The sequence below is a fragment of the Pseudomonas sp. SMN5 genome, from assembly GCF_052041925.1.
Classification (GTDB): domain Bacteria; phylum Pseudomonadota; class Gammaproteobacteria; order Pseudomonadales; family Pseudomonadaceae; genus Aquipseudomonas.
Genome location: NZ_JBKGGX010000012.1, coordinates 185,290 through 201,228 on the forward strand (window position 1 = coordinate 185,290; position 15,939 = coordinate 201,228).

The 15,939-nt window shown below is 60.8% G+C and carries 15 protein-coding genes; 9 read left to right on the plus strand and 6 right to left on the minus strand.

The annotated features are described in order from the left end of the window. Positions 1–368: 368 nt before the first annotated feature. From ACLEJR_RS14620 to ACLEJR_RS14655, 8 genes are all read left to right on the plus strand, one after another. Complete coding sequence (locus tag ACLEJR_RS14620) at positions 369–1,400, plus strand: amino acid ABC transporter substrate-binding protein (RefSeq protein ID WP_440798737.1); 1,032 nt, start codon at positions 369–371, stop codon at positions 1,398–1,400. Positions 1,401–1,465: 65 nt separating this feature from the next. Beyond that, positions 1,466–2,647, plus strand: coding sequence for an amino acid ABC transporter permease (locus ACLEJR_RS14625; protein ID WP_440798735.1), 1,182 nt, complete (start codon positions 1,466–1,468; stop codon positions 2,645–2,647). 10 nt (positions 2,648–2,657) lie between these two features. After that, on the plus strand, positions 2,658–3,755 hold the full coding sequence (locus ACLEJR_RS14630) for an amino acid ABC transporter permease (protein ID WP_440798733.1): 1,098 nt from the start codon (positions 2,658–2,660) through the stop codon (positions 3,753–3,755). Positions 3,756–3,765: 10 nt separating this feature from the next. Then, positions 3,766–4,530 carry an amino acid ABC transporter ATP-binding protein gene (locus ACLEJR_RS14635; protein ID WP_042730176.1) on the plus strand — a complete coding sequence of 255 codons (765 nt, stop codon included), beginning with the start codon at positions 3,766–3,768 and terminating at the stop codon, positions 4,528–4,530. Positions 4,531–5,144: 614 nt separating this feature from the next. Beyond that, entirely contained in the window at positions 5,145–6,449 is a 1,305-nt protein-coding gene (locus ACLEJR_RS14640) for a CynX/NimT family MFS transporter (RefSeq protein ID WP_440797478.1), read from the plus strand. Positions 6,450–6,535: 86 nt separating this feature from the next. Next, the gene (locus ACLEJR_RS14645; protein ID WP_217861316.1) at positions 6,536–7,006 is read left to right on the plus strand and encodes a nuclear transport factor 2 family protein; all 471 of its coding nucleotides are present in this window, start codon (positions 6,536–6,538) and stop codon (positions 7,004–7,006) included. A 40-nt stretch (positions 7,007–7,046) separates the two neighbouring features. Then, positions 7,047–7,379, plus strand: a complete 333-nt coding sequence (locus tag ACLEJR_RS14650) for a GIY-YIG nuclease family protein (protein WP_440814755.1) — start codon at positions 7,047–7,049, stop codon at positions 7,377–7,379. 57 nt (positions 7,380–7,436) lie between these two features. Further along, on the plus strand, positions 7,437–8,372 hold the full coding sequence (locus ACLEJR_RS14655; protein WP_440814756.1) for a glutathione S-transferase family protein: 936 nt from the start codon (positions 7,437–7,439) through the stop codon (positions 8,370–8,372). A gap of 193 nt (positions 8,373–8,565) precedes the next feature. On the opposite strand, the gene ACLEJR_RS14660 is transcribed toward ACLEJR_RS14655, so the two are convergent. Together ACLEJR_RS14660 and yejK are read right to left on the minus strand one after the other, a co-directional pair. Next, positions 8,566–8,922, minus strand: coding sequence for a glutaredoxin family protein (locus ACLEJR_RS14660; protein ID WP_440814758.1), 357 nt, complete (start codon positions 8,920–8,922; stop codon positions 8,566–8,568). Continuing rightward, positions 8,922–9,926 (minus strand): nucleoid-associated protein YejK, encoded by a 1,005-nt coding sequence (gene yejK, locus ACLEJR_RS14665; RefSeq protein WP_440814760.1) that lies wholly within the window; start codon positions 9,924–9,926, stop codon positions 8,922–8,924. Before yejK ends, ACLEJR_RS14660 begins: the two co-directional genes overlap by 1 nt. A gap of 393 nt (positions 9,927–10,319) precedes the next feature. Between yejK and ACLEJR_RS14670 the strand changes: the two genes are divergently transcribed. Continuing rightward, entirely contained in the window at positions 10,320–10,601 is a 282-nt protein-coding gene (locus ACLEJR_RS14670; RefSeq protein ID WP_440797467.1) for an HU family DNA-binding protein, read from the plus strand. A 172-nt stretch (positions 10,602–10,773) separates the two neighbouring features. Here ACLEJR_RS14670 and rlmF read toward each other — a convergent pair whose 3' ends face one another. The 4 genes from rlmF to ACLEJR_RS14690 form a co-directional block, all read right to left on the minus strand. After that, complete coding sequence (gene rlmF / locus ACLEJR_RS14675; protein WP_440814762.1) at positions 10,774–11,799, minus strand: 23S rRNA (adenine(1618)-N(6))-methyltransferase RlmF; 1,026 nt, start codon at positions 11,797–11,799, stop codon at positions 10,774–10,776. 256 nt (positions 11,800–12,055) lie between these two features. Next, complete coding sequence (locus ACLEJR_RS14680) at positions 12,056–14,902, minus strand: valine--tRNA ligase (protein ID WP_440814764.1); 2,847 nt, start codon at positions 14,900–14,902, stop codon at positions 12,056–12,058. A 156-nt stretch (positions 14,903–15,058) separates the two neighbouring features. Beyond that, positions 15,059–15,436, minus strand: a complete 378-nt coding sequence (locus ACLEJR_RS14685; protein ID WP_440797461.1) for a DNA polymerase III subunit chi — start codon at positions 15,434–15,436, stop codon at positions 15,059–15,061. Between the two features lie 7 nt (positions 15,437–15,443). Next, entirely contained in the window at positions 15,444–15,872 is a 429-nt protein-coding gene (locus ACLEJR_RS14690) for a DNA polymerase III subunit chi (RefSeq protein WP_440797460.1), read from the minus strand. Positions 15,873–15,939: the final 67 nt, after the last annotated feature.

A 15,939-nucleotide genomic window follows, 5' to 3' on the forward strand; every position in this document is an offset into this window, starting at 1 on the left:
TCTTGACGTGTTTTACATCGGCCAAGCGCAGCGCTCTGGTACGGGCTTTGCTATGGGGTAACCGAGTGATGATTCTTACGCTGCGCGGTAACACTATCAGTTCGACGCGACGCATGGGATATCAGAAATCCGGTGATGGATGTTCGCCAATAGCCGCTACGGGCTTCGCGAACGTGAAGGGCTACAGCCCGTTCGGCCGATTGGTGAGAAGTGAGGGCAGCCGCCAAGGCGCGTTCTCATTAATAGACTCATAGCGAAGGTCCAGACGTCGGTTGACCCTAAAAAAAGCCAACAAGGGTCGGCAATGCCTCAAAAGGGTGCGACAGGGCTCAAGCTCCGACACAACAAGAGCAAAACTGGAGGTTTGAATGAAGTTACTGAAATCCACCCTGGCTGTCATGACCGCAGCGGCTGTGCTCGGTGTGAGCGGGTTTGCACACGCGGGTGCGACCCTGGACGCCGTGAAAAAGAGAGGCGAAGTGCGCTGCGGTGTGAGTGATGGCCTGCCGGGTTTCTCGGTGCCTGATTCGACCGGCAAGATCGTCGGTATCGACGCCGACTTCTGCCGTGCCGTGGCCGCTGCCGTATTCGGCGATGCAAACAAGGTCAAGTTCAGCCAATTGAACGCCAAGGAGCGCTTCACCGCGCTGCAATCGGGCGAAATCGATGTGCTCTCGCGCAACTCCACCATGACCAGTTCCCGTGACGCGGGCATGGGCTTGAAATTCCCGGGCTTCATCACCTACTACGATGGCATCGGTTTCCTGGCGAACAACAAGCTGGGCGTCAAGAGCGCCAAGGAACTGGACGGTGCAACCATCTGCATCCAGGCCGGTACCACCACCGAGCTGAACGTTTCCGACTACTTCCGCGCCAACGGCCTGAAGTACACCCCGATCACCTTCGACACCTCCGACGAAAGCGCCAAGTCGCTGGAATCGGGTCGTTGCGACGTGCTGACCTCCGACAAGTCCCAGCTGTTCGCCCAGCGCAGCAAGCTGGCTTCGCCGAAGGACTACGTGGTCCTGCCGGAAACCATTTCCAAGGAGCCACTGGGCCCGGTCGTGCGTAATGGCGATGACGAGTGGCTGGCCATCGTCCGTTGGACCGGCTACGCCTTGCTCAACGCTGAAGAAGCCGGCGTGACCTCGAAGAACGTCGAAGCTGAAGCCAAGTCCACCAAGAACCCTGACGTCGCTCGTATGCTGGGCGCCGACGGTGAATACGGCAACGACCTGAAACTGCCGAAAGACTGGGTCGTCCAGATCGTCAAGCAAGTCGGCAACTACGGTGAAATGTTCGAACGCAACCTCGGCAAGAGCACTCCGCTGGAAATCGACCGCGGCCTGAACGCGCTGTGGAACGCCGGCGGCATCCAATACGCACCACCAGTGCGCTGATGGTTCTATCACCCGGTGGGCCAACCACCGGGTGATGTTCTGTTCCATTTCTTGCGGGGCACTTCATGCAAAATTCAATCGGCGCACCTAAGCAGAGGCTAAGCCTCAGCGATCCACGAGTGCGTGCGTGGGTATTTCAGATCGTCACGGTCGTGGCGGTTATCGCGTTTGGCTGGTATCTGTTCGATAACACACAAACCAACCTTCAACACCGGGGAATCACTTCCGGTTTCGGCTTTCTGGAACGCAGTGCCGGGTTCGGCATTGCCCAACACCTGATCGATTACACCGAGGCGGACAGCTATGCCCGCGTCTTTGTCATCGGGTTGCTCAACACGTTGCTGGTGACCTTCATCGGCGTGATCCTGGCAACCATCCTCGGGTTCATCATCGGCGTCGCGCGCTTGTCGCAGAACTGGATCATCTCCAAGCTGGCGACCGTCTATGTGGAGGTATTTCGTAACATCCCGCCGCTGCTGCAAATCCTGTTCTGGTATTTCGCGGTATTTTTGAGCATGCCGGGACCGCGTGCCGCCCACAATATCGGCGACACCTTCTTCGTCAGCAGCCGGGGCCTGAACATGCCCGCGGCGCTGATGACCGACGCGTTCTGGCCATTCGTGATCAGTGTCGTGCTGGCGATCGTCGCCATCGTGCTGATGAGCCGTTGGGCCACCAAACGCTTCGAGGCAACTGGCGAGCCGTTCCACAAGTTCTGGGTGGGCCTGGCGCTGTTCCTGGTCATCCCGGCAGTGTGTGTCCTGTTGTTCGGCGCCCCGGTGCACTGGGAAATGCCGCAGCTCAAGGGCTTCAACTTCGTTGGCGGCTGGGTGCTGATTCCTGAACTGCTGGCCTTGACCCTGGCGCTGACTGTGTACACCGCGGCGTTCATCGCCGAGATCGTGCGTTCGGGGATCAAGTCGGTGAGTCACGGCCAGACCGAAGCCGCCCGCTCCCTGGGGCTGCGCAACGGTCCGACCTTGCGCAAGGTGATTATCCCGCAGGCCCTGCGTGTAATCATCCCACCACTGACCAGCCAATACCTGAACCTGGCGAAAAACTCCTCCCTGGCGGCCGGTATCGGTTATCCGGAGATGGTGTCGCTGTTCGCCGGCACGGTGTTGAACCAGACCGGCCAGGCGATCGAGGTGATTGCAATCACCATGAGCGTGTACCTGGCGATCAGTATCAGCATTTCCCTGCTGATGAACTGGTACAACAAGCGCATTGCGCTGATCGAGCGGTGAGGAAACGCGCATGACATCCCATACTTTCAAACCTGACATGCCCCCACCGAGCAGTAGCATCGGCGTGGTGGCATGGATGCGCGCCAACATGTTCTCCAGCTGGATCAACACGCTGCTGACCCTGTTTGCGTTCTACCTGATCTACCTGATTATCCCGCCGCTGCTGCATTGGGCGATCCTGGATGCGAACTGGGTCGGTACTACCCGCGCCGACTGCACCAAGGAAGGCGCTTGCTGGGTGTTCATCCAGCAGCGTTTCGGGCAGTTCATGTACGGCTACTACCCGACAGAGCTGCGCTGGCGCGTGGACCTGACCGTGTGGCTGGCAGTGATCGGCGTGGCGCCGTTGTTCATCTCGCGCTTCCCGCGCAAGGCGATCTACGGCCTGAGCTTTTTGGTGCTGTACCCGATCATCGCCTGGTGCCTGCTGCACGGTGGCGTGTTCGGCCTGGACACCGTGACGACCAGCCAATGGGGCGGCCTGATGCTGACCCTGGTGATCGCCACCGTCGGTATTGCCGGTGCATTGCCGCTGGGCATCGTCCTGGCGCTGGGTCGGCGTTCCAACCTGCCGGCGATCCGTGTGGTCTGCGTGACGTTCATCGAGTTCTGGCGCGGCGTGCCGTTGATTACAGTGCTGTTCATGTCGTCGGTGATGCTGCCGCTGTTCCTGCCCGAAGGCATGAACTTCGACAAGCTGCTGCGGGCGCTGATCGGGGTGATCCTGTTCCAGTCGGCCTATGTGGCCGAAGTGGTGCGCGGCGGCCTGCAAGCCATTCCCAAGGGCCAGTACGAAGCGGCCGCGGCGATGGGCCTGGGCTACTGGCGCAGCATGGGCCTGGTAATCCTGCCGCAAGCCCTGAAGCTGGTGATCCCGGGGATCGTCAACACCTTCATCGCCTTGTTCAAGGACACCAGCCTGGTGATCATCATCGGCCTGTTCGACCTGCTCAACAGCGTGAAACAAGCTGCCGCCGACCCGAAATGGCTGGGCATGGCCACCGAAGGCTATGTGTTCGCCGCCCTGGTGTTCTGGATTTTCTGTTTTGGTATGTCGCGCTATTCCATGCATCTGGAACGCAAGCTCGACACAGGCCACAAGCGTTAGGAGTTGACTCATGAGTGAAGCAATCAAAAAGCCTGTGAGCCCTGAAGGCATTATTCAGATGCAGGGCGTCAATAAGTGGTACGGCCAGTTCCACGTGTTGAAAGACATCAACCTGAACGTCAAGCAGGGCGAGCGCATTGTGTTGTGCGGTCCGTCAGGTTCCGGCAAATCCACCACCATTCGCTGCCTCAACCGTCTGGAAGAGCACCAGCAGGGCCGTATCGTGGTCGATGGCGTGGAGCTGACCAACGACCTCAAGCAGATCGAAGCGATCCGTCGTGAAGTCGGCATGGTATTCCAGCACTTCAACCTGTTCCCGCACCTGACCATCCTGCAGAACTGCACCCTGGCGCCAATGTGGGTACGCAAGATGCCCAAGCGCAAGGCCGAGGAAATTGCCATGCACTACCTGGAGCGCGTACGCATTCCAGAGCAGGCGCACAAGTACCCGGGCCAGCTCTCCGGCGGTCAGCAGCAGCGTGTAGCCATCGCCCGTGCCTTATGCATGAAGCCGAAGATCATGCTGTTCGATGAACCGACCTCGGCACTGGACCCGGAAATGGTAAAGGAAGTGCTCGACACCATGATCGGCTTGGCCGAAGACGGCATGACCATGTTGTGCGTGACCCACGAAATGGGCTTCGCTCGCACCGTGGCCAACCGTGTGATCTTCATGGACAAGGGCGAAATCGTCGAGCAGGCTGCGCCGAACGACTTCTTCGACAACCCGCAGAACGATCGCACCAAGCTGTTCCTGAGCCAGATCCTGCATTGATTGACCTAGGGCAGTGAATAAACCCGGACGCTGTTCCTGACGCTGTTCACTTAAGGCTTATCACTTGTCGTGACGAGGGAGCTTGCTCCCGCTGGGCTGCGTAGCAGCCCCAGAAGCTTGGGACCGCTGCGCGCTCCAGCGGGAGCAAGCTCCCTCGCCACGGGGTGGTGACGTTCTTCAGTGAACGGTATTGGGACGCTGGTCCGGGTTTGTTTTTTGTGCAGCGGATACTCAGGGCATCGAAAGGGTTTCTTGCTCCTTGTGCGCCGTTGTCTTGAATTGCCTCAAGTCGGCGTCTTCCGTCAATGTTTTCGCGTCAGCGAGCAGGTGCGGGTGGCGGTCGAGCCTATTTCGCTTCATTTCCCTCCCCATCACCGTAGGCGGTTGCCGTCCCACATGAAGCTGACTAACATGTCAGAAAATTCGGATTGTGATTTCACCGCCGCCTGACCGGCACTCAGCGTGCTGTACCGCTATTTTCCAGCGCGATCAGTGCGCAATCGCGACCGGCGCCTCAGCAGCATCCCTCGTCATCAACCCGTGTCCGACTTGTTCCGCAACGGGGCAAGCCCGCTGCCGATGGTTGATCAATGAACCCTGATTCAGAGCCTTCCATGTCCCGCGATTCGCTTGACCCTATTGCCCAAGCCGCGCCTCAACGCGCTGGCGAACTTGAAGAACTGCTGATCGACGCCGAAGCCGACGACGAACAGGCCCAGCAGAGCCAGCCGTTGGTGCGCCGGCCCTGGTTGCTGCTGCTGGGGCTGATCCTGGTGGCGCTGAACCTGCGTCCGGCGCTGTCGAGCATGGCGCCGCTGCTCAGCGAAGTGTCCAGAAGCCTGGGTCTTTCGGCGGCCCAAGCGGGTTTGCTGACGACACTGCCGGTGCTGTGCCTGGGCCTGTTCGCGCCGCTGGCACCGGTGCTGGCGCGACGCTTCGGGGCGGAGCGGGTGGTGTTGGGGATCCTGCTGACCTTGGCCGGTGGGATCGTCCTGCGTAGCTCGTTCGGTCAGGTCGGGCTGTTCGCCGGCAGTATCCTGGCCGGTGCGAGCATCGGGGTGATCGGCGTTTTGCTGCCGGGCATCGTCAAGCGTGACTTCGCCAGACAGGCCGGGGCCATGACCGGTGTCTACACCATGGCCCTGTGCCTGGGGGCGGCGATGGCCGCGGGGGCAACGGTGCCGTTGAGCGAGCAGTTGGGCCACGACTGGACCCTGGGCCTGGGGTTCTGGATGGTCCCGGCATTGCTGGCGGTGGTGTTCTGGTTGCCGCAAGTGGGCCAGAAGCACGGAGCCCATCAGGCGGCGTACCGGGTCCGCGGCCTGCTGCGCGATCCCTTGGCCTGGCAAGTGACGTTGTACATGGGGCTGCAATCGTCGCTGGCCTATATCGTCTTCGGTTGGCTACCCTCGATCCTGATCGGTCGTGGCCTGAGCCCGACCCAGGCCGGGCTGGTGCTGTCCGGCTCGGTCATCGTGCAACTGGTCAGCTCACTGACTGCTCCCTGGCTGGCAACTCGCGGCAAGGACCAGCGACCGGCGATTGTGGTCGTCATGCTCATGACCCTGGGTGGTTTGTTCGGTTGTCTTTATGCACCCATCGATGGCCTGTGGGGCTGGGCAATCCTGTTGGGCCTGGGGCAGGGCGCGACCTTCAGCCTGGCGTTGACCTTGATCGTGCTGCGCTCGCGGGACGCCCATGTGGCGGCCAACCTTTCCAGCATGGCCCAGGGCTTCGGTTACACACTGGCGTCGCTCGGGCCGTTCGCGGTGGGCGTGGTCCACGACTTGACCGGTGGCTGGAGCGCCTTGGGCTGGATCTTCGGCCTGATCGGCCTGGGCGCGGTCATCGCCGGCCTCGGCGCAGGCCGGGCGTTGTACGTAGGCGTCAGCAGCGAAAGAGTCGAGCCTCTTCGCTGATATCATTTTCATGGCGAATGACGATAGCCTTCCCCACCACGGCAGATTATCGTGCAACCTCACTGAAATGATTCCGGAGCCTGCCCATGAGCGATGCCCACAATGCCCTGATCACCCGTTTCTACCAGGCGTTCCAGCGCCTGGACGCCGAAGCCATGAGCGCCTGCTACACCGATGACGTGGTGTTCAGTGACCCGGCGTTCGGTGAACTGCGTGGGCGTGATGCCGGCGACATGTGGCGCATGCTCACCACGCGGGCCAAGGATTTCTCCCTGACCTTCGATAACGTGCGCAGCGACGAACGCAGCGGCGGCGCGCATTGGGTCGCCACCTATCTGTTCAGCCAGACCGGCAACATCGTGATCAACGACATCCAGGCGCGCTTCGTTTTTCGCGACGGCAAAATCTGCGAGCACCATGATAGCTTCGACCTGTGGCGCTGGTCGCGCCAGGCGTTGGGCACCAAGGGCCTGTTGCTGGGTTGGACGCCGCTGGTGCGCAACGCGGTCAGGGCCCAGGCACTCAAGGGCCTACGGGCATTCCAGGCCAGTCGCTGATAAGATCGCGGCTTGTTTTTGCGCACCTGTTGAACATTCCTTGACGACCACCAACGAACATTCCGAGCTGCCTGCACAAAGCCCCGCCGAACCGGGCAAGACCTGGTACGTCTATCTGGTGCGGGCTGCCAATGGTTCGTTGTACTGCGGCATCAGCGATGACCCGGTGCGGCGTTTCGCCAAGCATCAGAGTGGCAAAGGTGCACGCTTCTTTCTGTCCAGCCCGGCCGTGGCGCTTGTGTATACCGAGGCCTGTCGCGACAAGGGCGAAGCCCTGCGCCAGGAACGGCTGATCAAGAAGCTCAGGAAAAGCGCCAAGGAGTGCCTGGTCGCCAGCATCCACCGCGCTGATACACCTTCATCAGACCAGTAGGCTGCTTGCGCGTGGCGCGCTAAGCTGCAGGCCTTCATTCCTGCAGCGGCCAATTCCATGTCAGAGCTGATCCTTCATCATTACCCGACGTCTCCATTTGCCGAGAAAGCCCGTCTGTTGCTGGGGTTCAAGGGCTTGTCCTGGCGCTCGGTGCACATCCCGCCAATGATGCCCAAACCCGACCTGACGGCGCTTACGGGAGGCTATCGCAAGACCCCTGTGTTGCAAGTCGGCGCGGACATCTATTGCGATACGTCCCTGATTGCCCGTCGGTTTGAGCAGGAAAAAGCCTCGCCGGCGTTGTTTCCCGAAGGCCGGGAAATGATCGCCGCGTCCTTTGCGGCCTGGGCCGATTCAGTGGTGTTCCAGCATGCGGTAAGCCTGGTGTTCCAGCCTGAATCCATGGCTGTGCGCTTCGCCAAGCTGCCGCCCGAGGCAGTCAAGGCATTCATCGCTGACCGCGCCGGATTGTTCAGCGGTGGCAGCGCCACGCGTTTGGCTGCGGAGCAGGCCAGGCATCAATGGCCGACGATCATGGCCCGTCTGGAGCAGCAATTGCAGCGCGAGGAGGGTGACTTCCTGCTGGGCGATCCGTCGATTGCCGACTTCGCCATGGCGCACCCGCTGTGGTTTCTCAAGGGCACGCCGGTCACCTCGCCGCTGGTGGACGCGTATCCGGCGGTTTCGGCCTGGTTGGGCCGGGTATTGGGTTTCGGCCATGGTGCGTCGAGCGCGATGAGTGCTGAAGAAGCCTTGGAAGTCGCCCGAAACGCCACCCCGGCAGCGTTGCCGGAAGAAGCCTTCGAGGAGCCGAACGGGTATGCCAAAGGGCAACAGGTGACCATCGCCGCAACCGATTACGGCGTCGATCCGGTGGCCGGAGAGTTGCTGTTTGTCGGAAGTGAAGAAATGATCCTGCGCCGCGAAGACGAGCGCGCCGGAGTGGTGCATGTGCACTTCCCGCGGCCGGGGTTTCGTATCGAGGCTCGCTGAGCTGTCATAACCTGTGGGAGCGAGCTTGCTCGCGATGGCGGTTTGACAGTCAGCGCATGTGTGACTGCAGTGCCCTCATCGCGAGCAGGCTCGCTCCCACAGTGGATTTGCGTTGTTCACAGATTCTCTTGTCGCCTGCGATCCCATGTGGGAGCGAGCCTGCTCGCGATTGGCCCGCAAGCCAGGCCCAGGGCTATGTGGCTGACAGCGCTTCAAGAATCCGCTGCGGCTCATACCCGCGAATCGACGTACCATTCACGTCCAGAATTGGAATCCCGCGCCCGCCCAGTGCTTCGTAGGCCTTGCGCGCCTCGGCATCTTTTTCGATATCGAACTCTTGAAACGGCACGCCTTTCTCATCCAGGAATCGCCGGGTCGCCTTGCAATAGCCGCACCAGTCGGTGGCATACAGCACGACGTGGGCGTTGCTGCGAATCTGCTGCGAAACCATCTGCGACGGGTTGAGAAATCGCTCGACCTTGCCCCAATTCTGATATGCCACCACGATCAGCAGAATCAGCAGAAACTTCTTCAGTACTCCGCCGAACATCAGCTACGCCGCTTGAGCTGATCGGTCAGCGAAGTCGGCAGCCCCTTGATGATCAGCGTGCCGGCTTCCTCGTCATACTCGATCTTCGAGCCCAGCAGGTGTGCTTCGAAGCTGATGGACAGGCCTTCGGCACGACCAGTGAAGCGGCGGAACTGGTTCAGGGTGCGTTTATCTGCCGGAATCTCCGGCGACAGGCCGTAATCCTTGTTGCGGATGTGATCGTAGAACGCTTTCGGACGATCCTCGTCGATCAGTTCGGAAAGTTCTTCCAGACCCATGGGCTCGCCCAGCTTGGCCTGGCTGCTGGCGTAGTCCACCAGGGTCTTGGTTTTTTCCCGGGCATCGTCTTCGGGCAGGTCTTCGCTTTCGACGAAGTCGCTGAAGGCCTTGAGCAGCGTCCGGGTCTCGCCGGGGCCGTCGACGCCTTCCTGGCAGCCGATGAAGTCGCGAAAATACTCCGAGACTTTCTTGCCGTTCTTGCCCTTGATGAACGAAATGTACTGCCTGGACTGTTTATTGTTCTGCCATTCCGAGACGTTGATCCGCGCCGCCAGGTGCAACTGGCCCAGGTCCAGGTGACGGGAAGGGGTCACGTCCAGCTCATCGGTCACCGCCACGCCTTCGCTGTGATGCAGCAGGGCGATGGCCAGGTAGTCGGTCATGCCTTGTTGGTAGTGGGCGAACAGCACGTGACCGCCCACCGAAAGGTTGGACTCTTCCATCAGCTTTTGCAGGTGCTCCACCGCCACGCGACTGAAGGCGGTGAAGTTCTTGCCGCCTTCGAGATACTCCTTCAGCCAGCCGCTGAACGGATGCGCCCCGGATTCGGCGTGGAAAAACCCCCAGGCCTTGCCTTGTTTGGCGTTGTAGCTCTCGTTGAGGTCGGCGAGCATATTCTCGATGGCCGTGGACTCTGCCAGTTCGGAATCGCGGGCATGGAGCACAGCAGGGGTGCCGTCGGGTTTTTTGTCGATCAGGTGGACGATGCAATGGCGGATCGGCATGGATTTCTCGGCTGATGGAAGAGAGGAGGGCGCGCTCCCCGAAAAAGGCCCAGTGTACCGCAATCACTGGTTTTGGAACCCGCCCGAGGCCCTTTCAGGCCGTTGCGCCGCCCTATATGCATTTTTTTACCGTTTTAGCGCAAGAAAGCTGACCAAATGGGTAGCTGGAAGCGGATATTTCAAAGGCATTGTGCTAGTTTTGCCCGGTCTTACGCGAAGTCACTGCGTTAAGCGTGCATTCAGCATTTGTCAGGTCGAACCAAACCCGGTTTTCGGCATCTATTACCCCGATCCGTCGCGGTGATTGCCGAGGGTGCCCGATTACAAGATCTGGCTCGATGGCTGACACTGCACTCTGCAATCCACATGAATTTGATAGGGAAGGAACACTACATGGCTCTTACTAAAGACCAACTGATCGCTGACATCGCTGAAGCAATCGGCGCGCCGAAAACCACCGCGCGTAACGCCCTGGACCAACTGGGCCAGATCGTTGCCGATCAGTTGGAAAATGGTGACGAAATCACCTTGCCAGGCATCGGCAAGCTGAAAGTCACCGAGCGTCCTGCCCGTACCGGCCGTAACCCTTCGACTGGCGCTGCCATCGAAATCGCTGCCAAGAAAGTGGTCAAGTTCGTTCCAGCCAAAGCGCTGACCGACGGCATCAACAAGTAAGACCGCTTTAATGAAAAACCGCGCCACGGAGCGATCCGGGCGCGGTTTTTTATTGCCTTGGAAAAGTGGTCAGCGGCGAGGGGAGAAATCCCTTTGCCAAAGCGTCATAGCGGGGCTTTTGTGGTAAGGGAGCAAGCTCCCTACTCGCCACAGGAGTGAGCGCTCAGCCGATTCAATCCTTGCGGATCCAACGCGCCTGTTGCCAGGCCTGTTGCTGCGCCTCTGTCTGGAAGGTCCAAGCCACGAAGCGGCTCTGTTTTTGCCCCTGGGACATTTCCACCACCTGGCTGTGCAGCGCGCCGGCCTTCTTCAGTGCGGCCTGAATCGCCGGCAGGTTCGAGGCTTTCGACACCAGCGTGCTGAACCACAGCACTTGCGTGGCCAGTTGGGCGCTTTCGCCGATCAGTTGCGTCACGAACCGAGCTTCCCCACCTTCGCACCACAACTCAGCGGCCTGGCCACCGAAGTTCAGCACCGGCAGCTTGCGTTTCGGATCGGCCTTGCCCAGTGCTCGCCATTTACGCTGGCTGCCGCGGGTGGCTTCCTCCAGGGAGGCGTGGAACGGTGGATTACACATCGTCAGGTCGAACCGCTCGCTGGCCTCCAACAGGCCCAGCAGAATCTGCTTGCGGTTGGCTTGCTGGCGTAATTCGATGGCCTTGTTCAGCCCGTTGGATTGAACGATGGCTTTGGCTGAGGCAATCGCCACTGAGTCGATCTCCGAACCGAGGAAATGCCAGCGGTAGTCGCTATGGCCGATCAACGGATAGACGCAGTTGGCCCCGGTGCCGATGTCCAGCACCTTGACTGCCGCACCCCGTGGGATTTCCCCGTCGTTATGACTGGCGAGCAGGTCGGCGAGAAAGTGCACATAGTCTGCACGGCCAGGCACCGGCGGGCACAGGTAGTCCGCCGGGATGTCCCAGTGGGCGATGCCATAGAAGGATTTGAGCAGCGCCCGATTGAACACCCGCACGGCCTCGGGGCTGGCAAAGTCGATGCTTTCCTTGCCGTAGGGGTTGATGATCACGAACTTCGCCAGCTCCGGCGTTGACTTGATCAACGCCGGGAAGTCATAGCGGCCCTGGTGGCGGTTGCGCGGGTGCAGGCTGGCTTTCTCCCGTGGCGCCACGGTCTTCGCCTCGGTGGCGGGCTTGGGCTTCTGGCGGGCTGGTTTTGGAGAGCGAGGGGCGGTCATGGGCGAGTCGATTCGGGGGTGGCTCAAAAAGTGGCGGGCATTGTCCCACATCCAGCCCGGTCTTGATGACCGCAGTTCAAATGTGGGAGCGAGCTTGCTCGCGATGGCGGCGACACATCCAACATTGATGCAAACTGATCCACCGCCATCGCGAGCAAGCTCGCTCCCACAGGGGCTCAGCATGAGTAGTAAGAAAGTGTGCCAGGCAGAAAAAAGGAGGCCACCAGGGCCTCCTGCTTCCAGCTACGGACTGCCCTTACAGGCTAGAGATCCGCGCGTGCTGCTCGGCCAGCTTGCCCAAAGCCTGTTCGGCCTCGGCCAGTTTGGCGCGTTCCTTCTCGATGACGTCGGCCGGGGCCTTGTCGACGAAGCCGGAGTTGGACAGCTTATCGCCGACCCGCTGCACTTCGCCTTTGAGGCGCAGGATTTCCTTGTCCAGGCGCGCCAGTTCGGCGGCCTTGTCGATCAGGCCGGCCATCGGCACCAGCACTTCCATCTCGCCAACCAGCGCGGTGGCCGACAGCGGCGCTTCTTCGCCAGCAGCCAGGACAGTCACCGACTCGAGCTTCGCCAGTTTCTTGAGCAGCGCCTCGTTTTCGTTGAGGCGGCGCAGGTCTTCGGCGTTGGCGTTCTTCAGGAACAGGGTCAGCGGTTTACCCGGGCCGATGTTCATTTCGGCGCGGATGTTACGCAGGCCGAGCATGAAGGTCTTGAGCCATTCGATGTCGTCTTCGGCTGCCGGATCGATGCGGCTTTCGTTGGCCACCGGCCAGGGTTGCAGCATGATCGTCTTGCCCTGGGCACCGGCCAGCGGCGCGACGCGCTGCCAGATTTCCTCGGTGATGAACGGCATGAACGGATGGGCCAGGCGCAAAGCTACTTCCAGCACGCGAACCAGAGTACGACGGGTGCCGCGCTGACGCTCGACCGGGGCGTTTTCGTCCCACAGCACCGGCTTGGACAGTTCCAGGTACCAGTCGCAATACTGGTTCCAGATGAACTCGTACAAGGCTTGTGCGGCCAGGTCGAAACGGAACTGGTCCAGTTGGCGGGTCACTTCGGCTTCGGTGCGTTGCAGCTGGGAAATGATCCAGCGATCAGCCAGGGTCAGTTCGAAGGCTTCGCCGTTCTGGCCGCAGTCTTCACCTTTGTCCAGCACGTAGCGCGCGGCGTTCCAGATCTTGTTGCAGAAGTTGCGATAGCCTTCGACGCGGCCCATGTCGAACTTGATGTCGCGACCGGTGGACGCCAGCGAGCAGAAGGTGAAACGCAGGGCGTCGGTGCCATAGCTGGCGATGCCCTCGGCGAATTCTTCGCGGGTGGCCTTCTCGATTTTCTTCGCCAGTTTCGGCTGCATCAGGCCGGAAGTACGCTTTTGCACCAGCGTTTCCAGGTCGATGCCGTCGATGATGTCCAGCGGGTCCAGGACGTTGCCCTTGGACTTGGACATCTTCTGGCCCTGACCGTCGCGCACCAGGCCGTGGACGTAGACCGTCTTGAACGGAACCTGCGGCGTGCCGTCCTCGTTCTTCACCAGGTGCATGGTCAGCATGATCATCCGGGCGACCCAGAAGAAAATGATGTCGAAGCCGGTGACCAGTACGTCGGTGGAGTGGAATTTCTTCAGAAATTCGGTCTGCTGTGGCCAGCCCAGGGTCGAGAAGGTCCACAGGCCCGAGCTGAACCAGGTGTCGAGCACGTCGTTGTCCTGTTGCAAGGCAACGTCCGGGCCGAGGTTGTGCTTGGCACGGACTTCGGCTTCATCGCGACCGACATAGACCTTGCCCGATTCGTCGTACCAGGCCGGGATGCGGTGGCCCCACCACAGCTGACGGCTGATGCACCAGTCCTGGATGTCGCGCATCCACGAGAAGTACATGTTTTCGTACTGCTTGGGTACGAACTGGATACGACCATCTTCGACGGCGGCAATCGCCGGCTCGGCCAGCGGCTTGGTGGACACGTACCACTGGTCGGTCAGCCACGGTTCGATGATGGTGCCGGAACGGTCGCCTTTCGGGACTTTCAGGGCGTGATCGTCGACGCTGACCAGCAGCCCGGCGGCCTCGAAGGCTGCGACGATCTGTTTGCGCGCTTCGAAGCGGTCGAGGCCGGCGTACTCAGCCGGAATCTGGCCGTCGATGCTTTCGTTCAACGTGCCGTCAAGGTTGAACACTTGTGCGGCCGGCAGGACGTTGGCGTTCTTGTCGAAAATGTTCAGCAGCGGCAGGTTGTGACGCTTGCCGACTTCGTAGTCGTTGAAGTCGTGGGCCGGGGTGATCTTCACGCAGCCGGTGCCGAACTCGGGGTCGCAGTAGTCATCCCCGATGATCGGGATGCGACGACCCACCAGCGGCAGCTCGACAAACTTGCCGATCAAGGCCTGATAGCGCTCGTCGTTCGGGTTCACCGCCACGGCGGCGTCGCCGAGCATGGTCTCCGGACGCGTGGTGGCCACGATCAGGTAGTCTTTGCCTTCGGCAGTCTTGGCACCGTCGGCCAGCGGGTATTTCAGGTTCCACAGGAAACCTTTCTCGTCGTGGTTCTCCACTTCGAGGTCGGAAATCGCCGTGTGCAGCTTGGTGTCCCAGTTGACCAGACGCTTGCCGCGATAGATCAGCCCGTCTTCGTGCAGGCGCACGAAGGCTTCCTTCACCGCTTCCGAGAGGCCGTCGTCCATGGTGAAGCGCTCGCGGCTCCAGTCCACGGACGAGCCGAGGCGGCGGATCTGACGGCTGATGTTGCCACCGGACTCGTCTTTCCATTCCCAGACTTTCTCGAGGAATTTCTCACGGCCCAGGTCATGGCGATTCTGGCCCTGGGCTTCGAGGCGGCGTTCCACCAGCATCTGCGTGGCGATACCGGCGTGGTCGGTGCCGGGCTGCCACAGGGTGTCGCGACCCTGCATGCGGCGGAAACGGATCAGCGCGTCCATGATCGCGTTGTTGAAGCCGTGGCCCATGTGCAGGCTGCCGGTGACGTTCGGCGGCGGGATCATGATGGTGTAGGAATCGCCCGCGCCTTGCGGAGCGAAATAATTCTCGGACTCCCAGGTGTTGTACCAGGAAGTTTCAATGGCGTGCGGCTGGTAGGTCTTATCCATGCGCGGCGGGACCCTATAGGCATTTATTCAGGAAAAGCCGGGAAGTATAGCCGCCGGGCCGGCGGCAAGCTATAAGCGGCAAGCGGCAAGCGGCAAGCGGCAAGCGGCAAGCGGCAAGCGGAGAAACTGGCTTTTGATTTTGCTTTTACTTGCAGCTCAAAGCTTGCCGCTTGCAGCTGCGGCGACCAGCCGCTCCATCCTTGCTTCCAGCCGGCGCTTGATCTCGGTCTCGATGTGCGGGGCGAAGTCGTCGATGACGTCTTGCATGATCAACTGCGCGGCGGCCCGCAGCTCGCTGTCCAGATGCAGCAGCGCGTCGGGACCCTTGGGTTCGGCCTTGGCGACAGGCTTGGGTTCGGGCTGGCCGTGGATCGGGTCGAACAGCAGCGGGATCTGTTCTTCATGCACGGGCGCTTGCACGACCGTGTCGGTCAACAGGGGCGGTTGCAGAGTGTCGTCGCCGAGCAATTGGCGGATCGACTCGAGGTCATCCAGCAGATGTGCGGGTTTTTGCGGCGGTTTTGGAGTGTCCATCGTAGGCTCAGAGTCGCTGTAAACGGTGGTCTTGCAGAGAATAGCCCTGTTCGCGGTAGAAACGGAAACTCTCGCGCGCGGCTTGCCGGATGGTCGGGTCTTCCACCACCACTTCTGCCACGCGGGCAAAGCGTGGGGCAAAGGCTGGTACTTTCAGGTCGAGGTTGACCAGCAGGTCCTGGTGCTGACCGCAGTCATCCCCCAGCCCCAGCACGATCAGCCCTTCGGGTTCGCTTTCGGCCGGCCCGTGGGGCACGAAGCTTTCACCCTTGAAGGCCCACAGGCGTGCATCCAGGTCCTCGCGCTGGGCGGCATCGCTGCAATGCAGGTAGATGCGGTGGCCCATGCGCCAGGCTTTTTCGGTGAGCTTGCAGGCGAAATCCAGTCGTGCCGCCGGATCGGCGCTGGGCAGGATATAGAAATCGACTTTGGTCATTGCGGTTCCTGAGCCGTTCCTGGGGGCAACCACAAAGGGAGACAAAAAAAAGTAGCCATTTCTAGTC

Coding starts and splice junctions, on each gene's coding strand:
- ACLEJR_RS14620 (WP_440798737.1), top strand. CDS start 369: ATGAAGTTACTGAAATCCACCCTGGCTGTCATGACCGCAGCGGCTGTG.
- ACLEJR_RS14625 (WP_440798735.1), top strand. CDS start 1,466: ATGCAAAATTCAATCGGCGCACCTAAGCAGAGGCTAAGCCTCAGCGAT.
- ACLEJR_RS14630 (WP_440798733.1), top strand. CDS start 2,658: ATGACATCCCATACTTTCAAACCTGACATGCCCCCACCGAGCAGTAGC.
- ACLEJR_RS14635 (WP_042730176.1), top strand. CDS start 3,766: ATGAGTGAAGCAATCAAAAAGCCTGTGAGCCCTGAAGGCATTATTCAG.
- ACLEJR_RS14640 (WP_440797478.1), top strand. CDS start 5,145: ATGTCCCGCGATTCGCTTGACCCTATTGCCCAAGCCGCGCCTCAACGC.
- ACLEJR_RS14645 (WP_217861316.1), top strand. CDS start 6,536: ATGAGCGATGCCCACAATGCCCTGATCACCCGTTTCTACCAGGCGTTC.
- ACLEJR_RS14655 (WP_440814756.1), top strand. CDS start 7,437: ATGTCAGAGCTGATCCTTCATCATTACCCGACGTCTCCATTTGCCGAG.
- ACLEJR_RS14660 (WP_440814758.1), bottom strand. CDS start 8,922: ATGTTCGGCGGAGTACTGAAGAAGTTTCTGCTGATTCTGCTGATCGTG.
- yejK (WP_440814760.1), bottom strand. CDS start 9,926: ATGCCGATCCGCCATTGCATCGTCCACCTGATCGACAAAAAACCCGAC.
- ACLEJR_RS14670 (WP_440797467.1), top strand. CDS start 10,320: ATGGCTCTTACTAAAGACCAACTGATCGCTGACATCGCTGAAGCAATC.
- rlmF (WP_440814762.1), bottom strand. CDS start 11,799: ATGACCGCCCCTCGCTCTCCAAAACCAGCCCGCCAGAAGCCCAAGCCC.
- ACLEJR_RS14680 (WP_440814764.1), bottom strand. CDS start 14,902: ATGGATAAGACCTACCAGCCGCACGCCATTGAAACTTCCTGGTACAAC.
- ACLEJR_RS14685 (WP_440797461.1), bottom strand. CDS start 15,436: ATGGACACTCCAAAACCGCCGCAAAAACCCGCACATCTGCTGGATGAC.
- ACLEJR_RS14690 (WP_440797460.1), bottom strand. CDS start 15,872: ATGACCAAAGTCGATTTCTATATCCTGCCCAGCGCCGATCCGGCGGCA.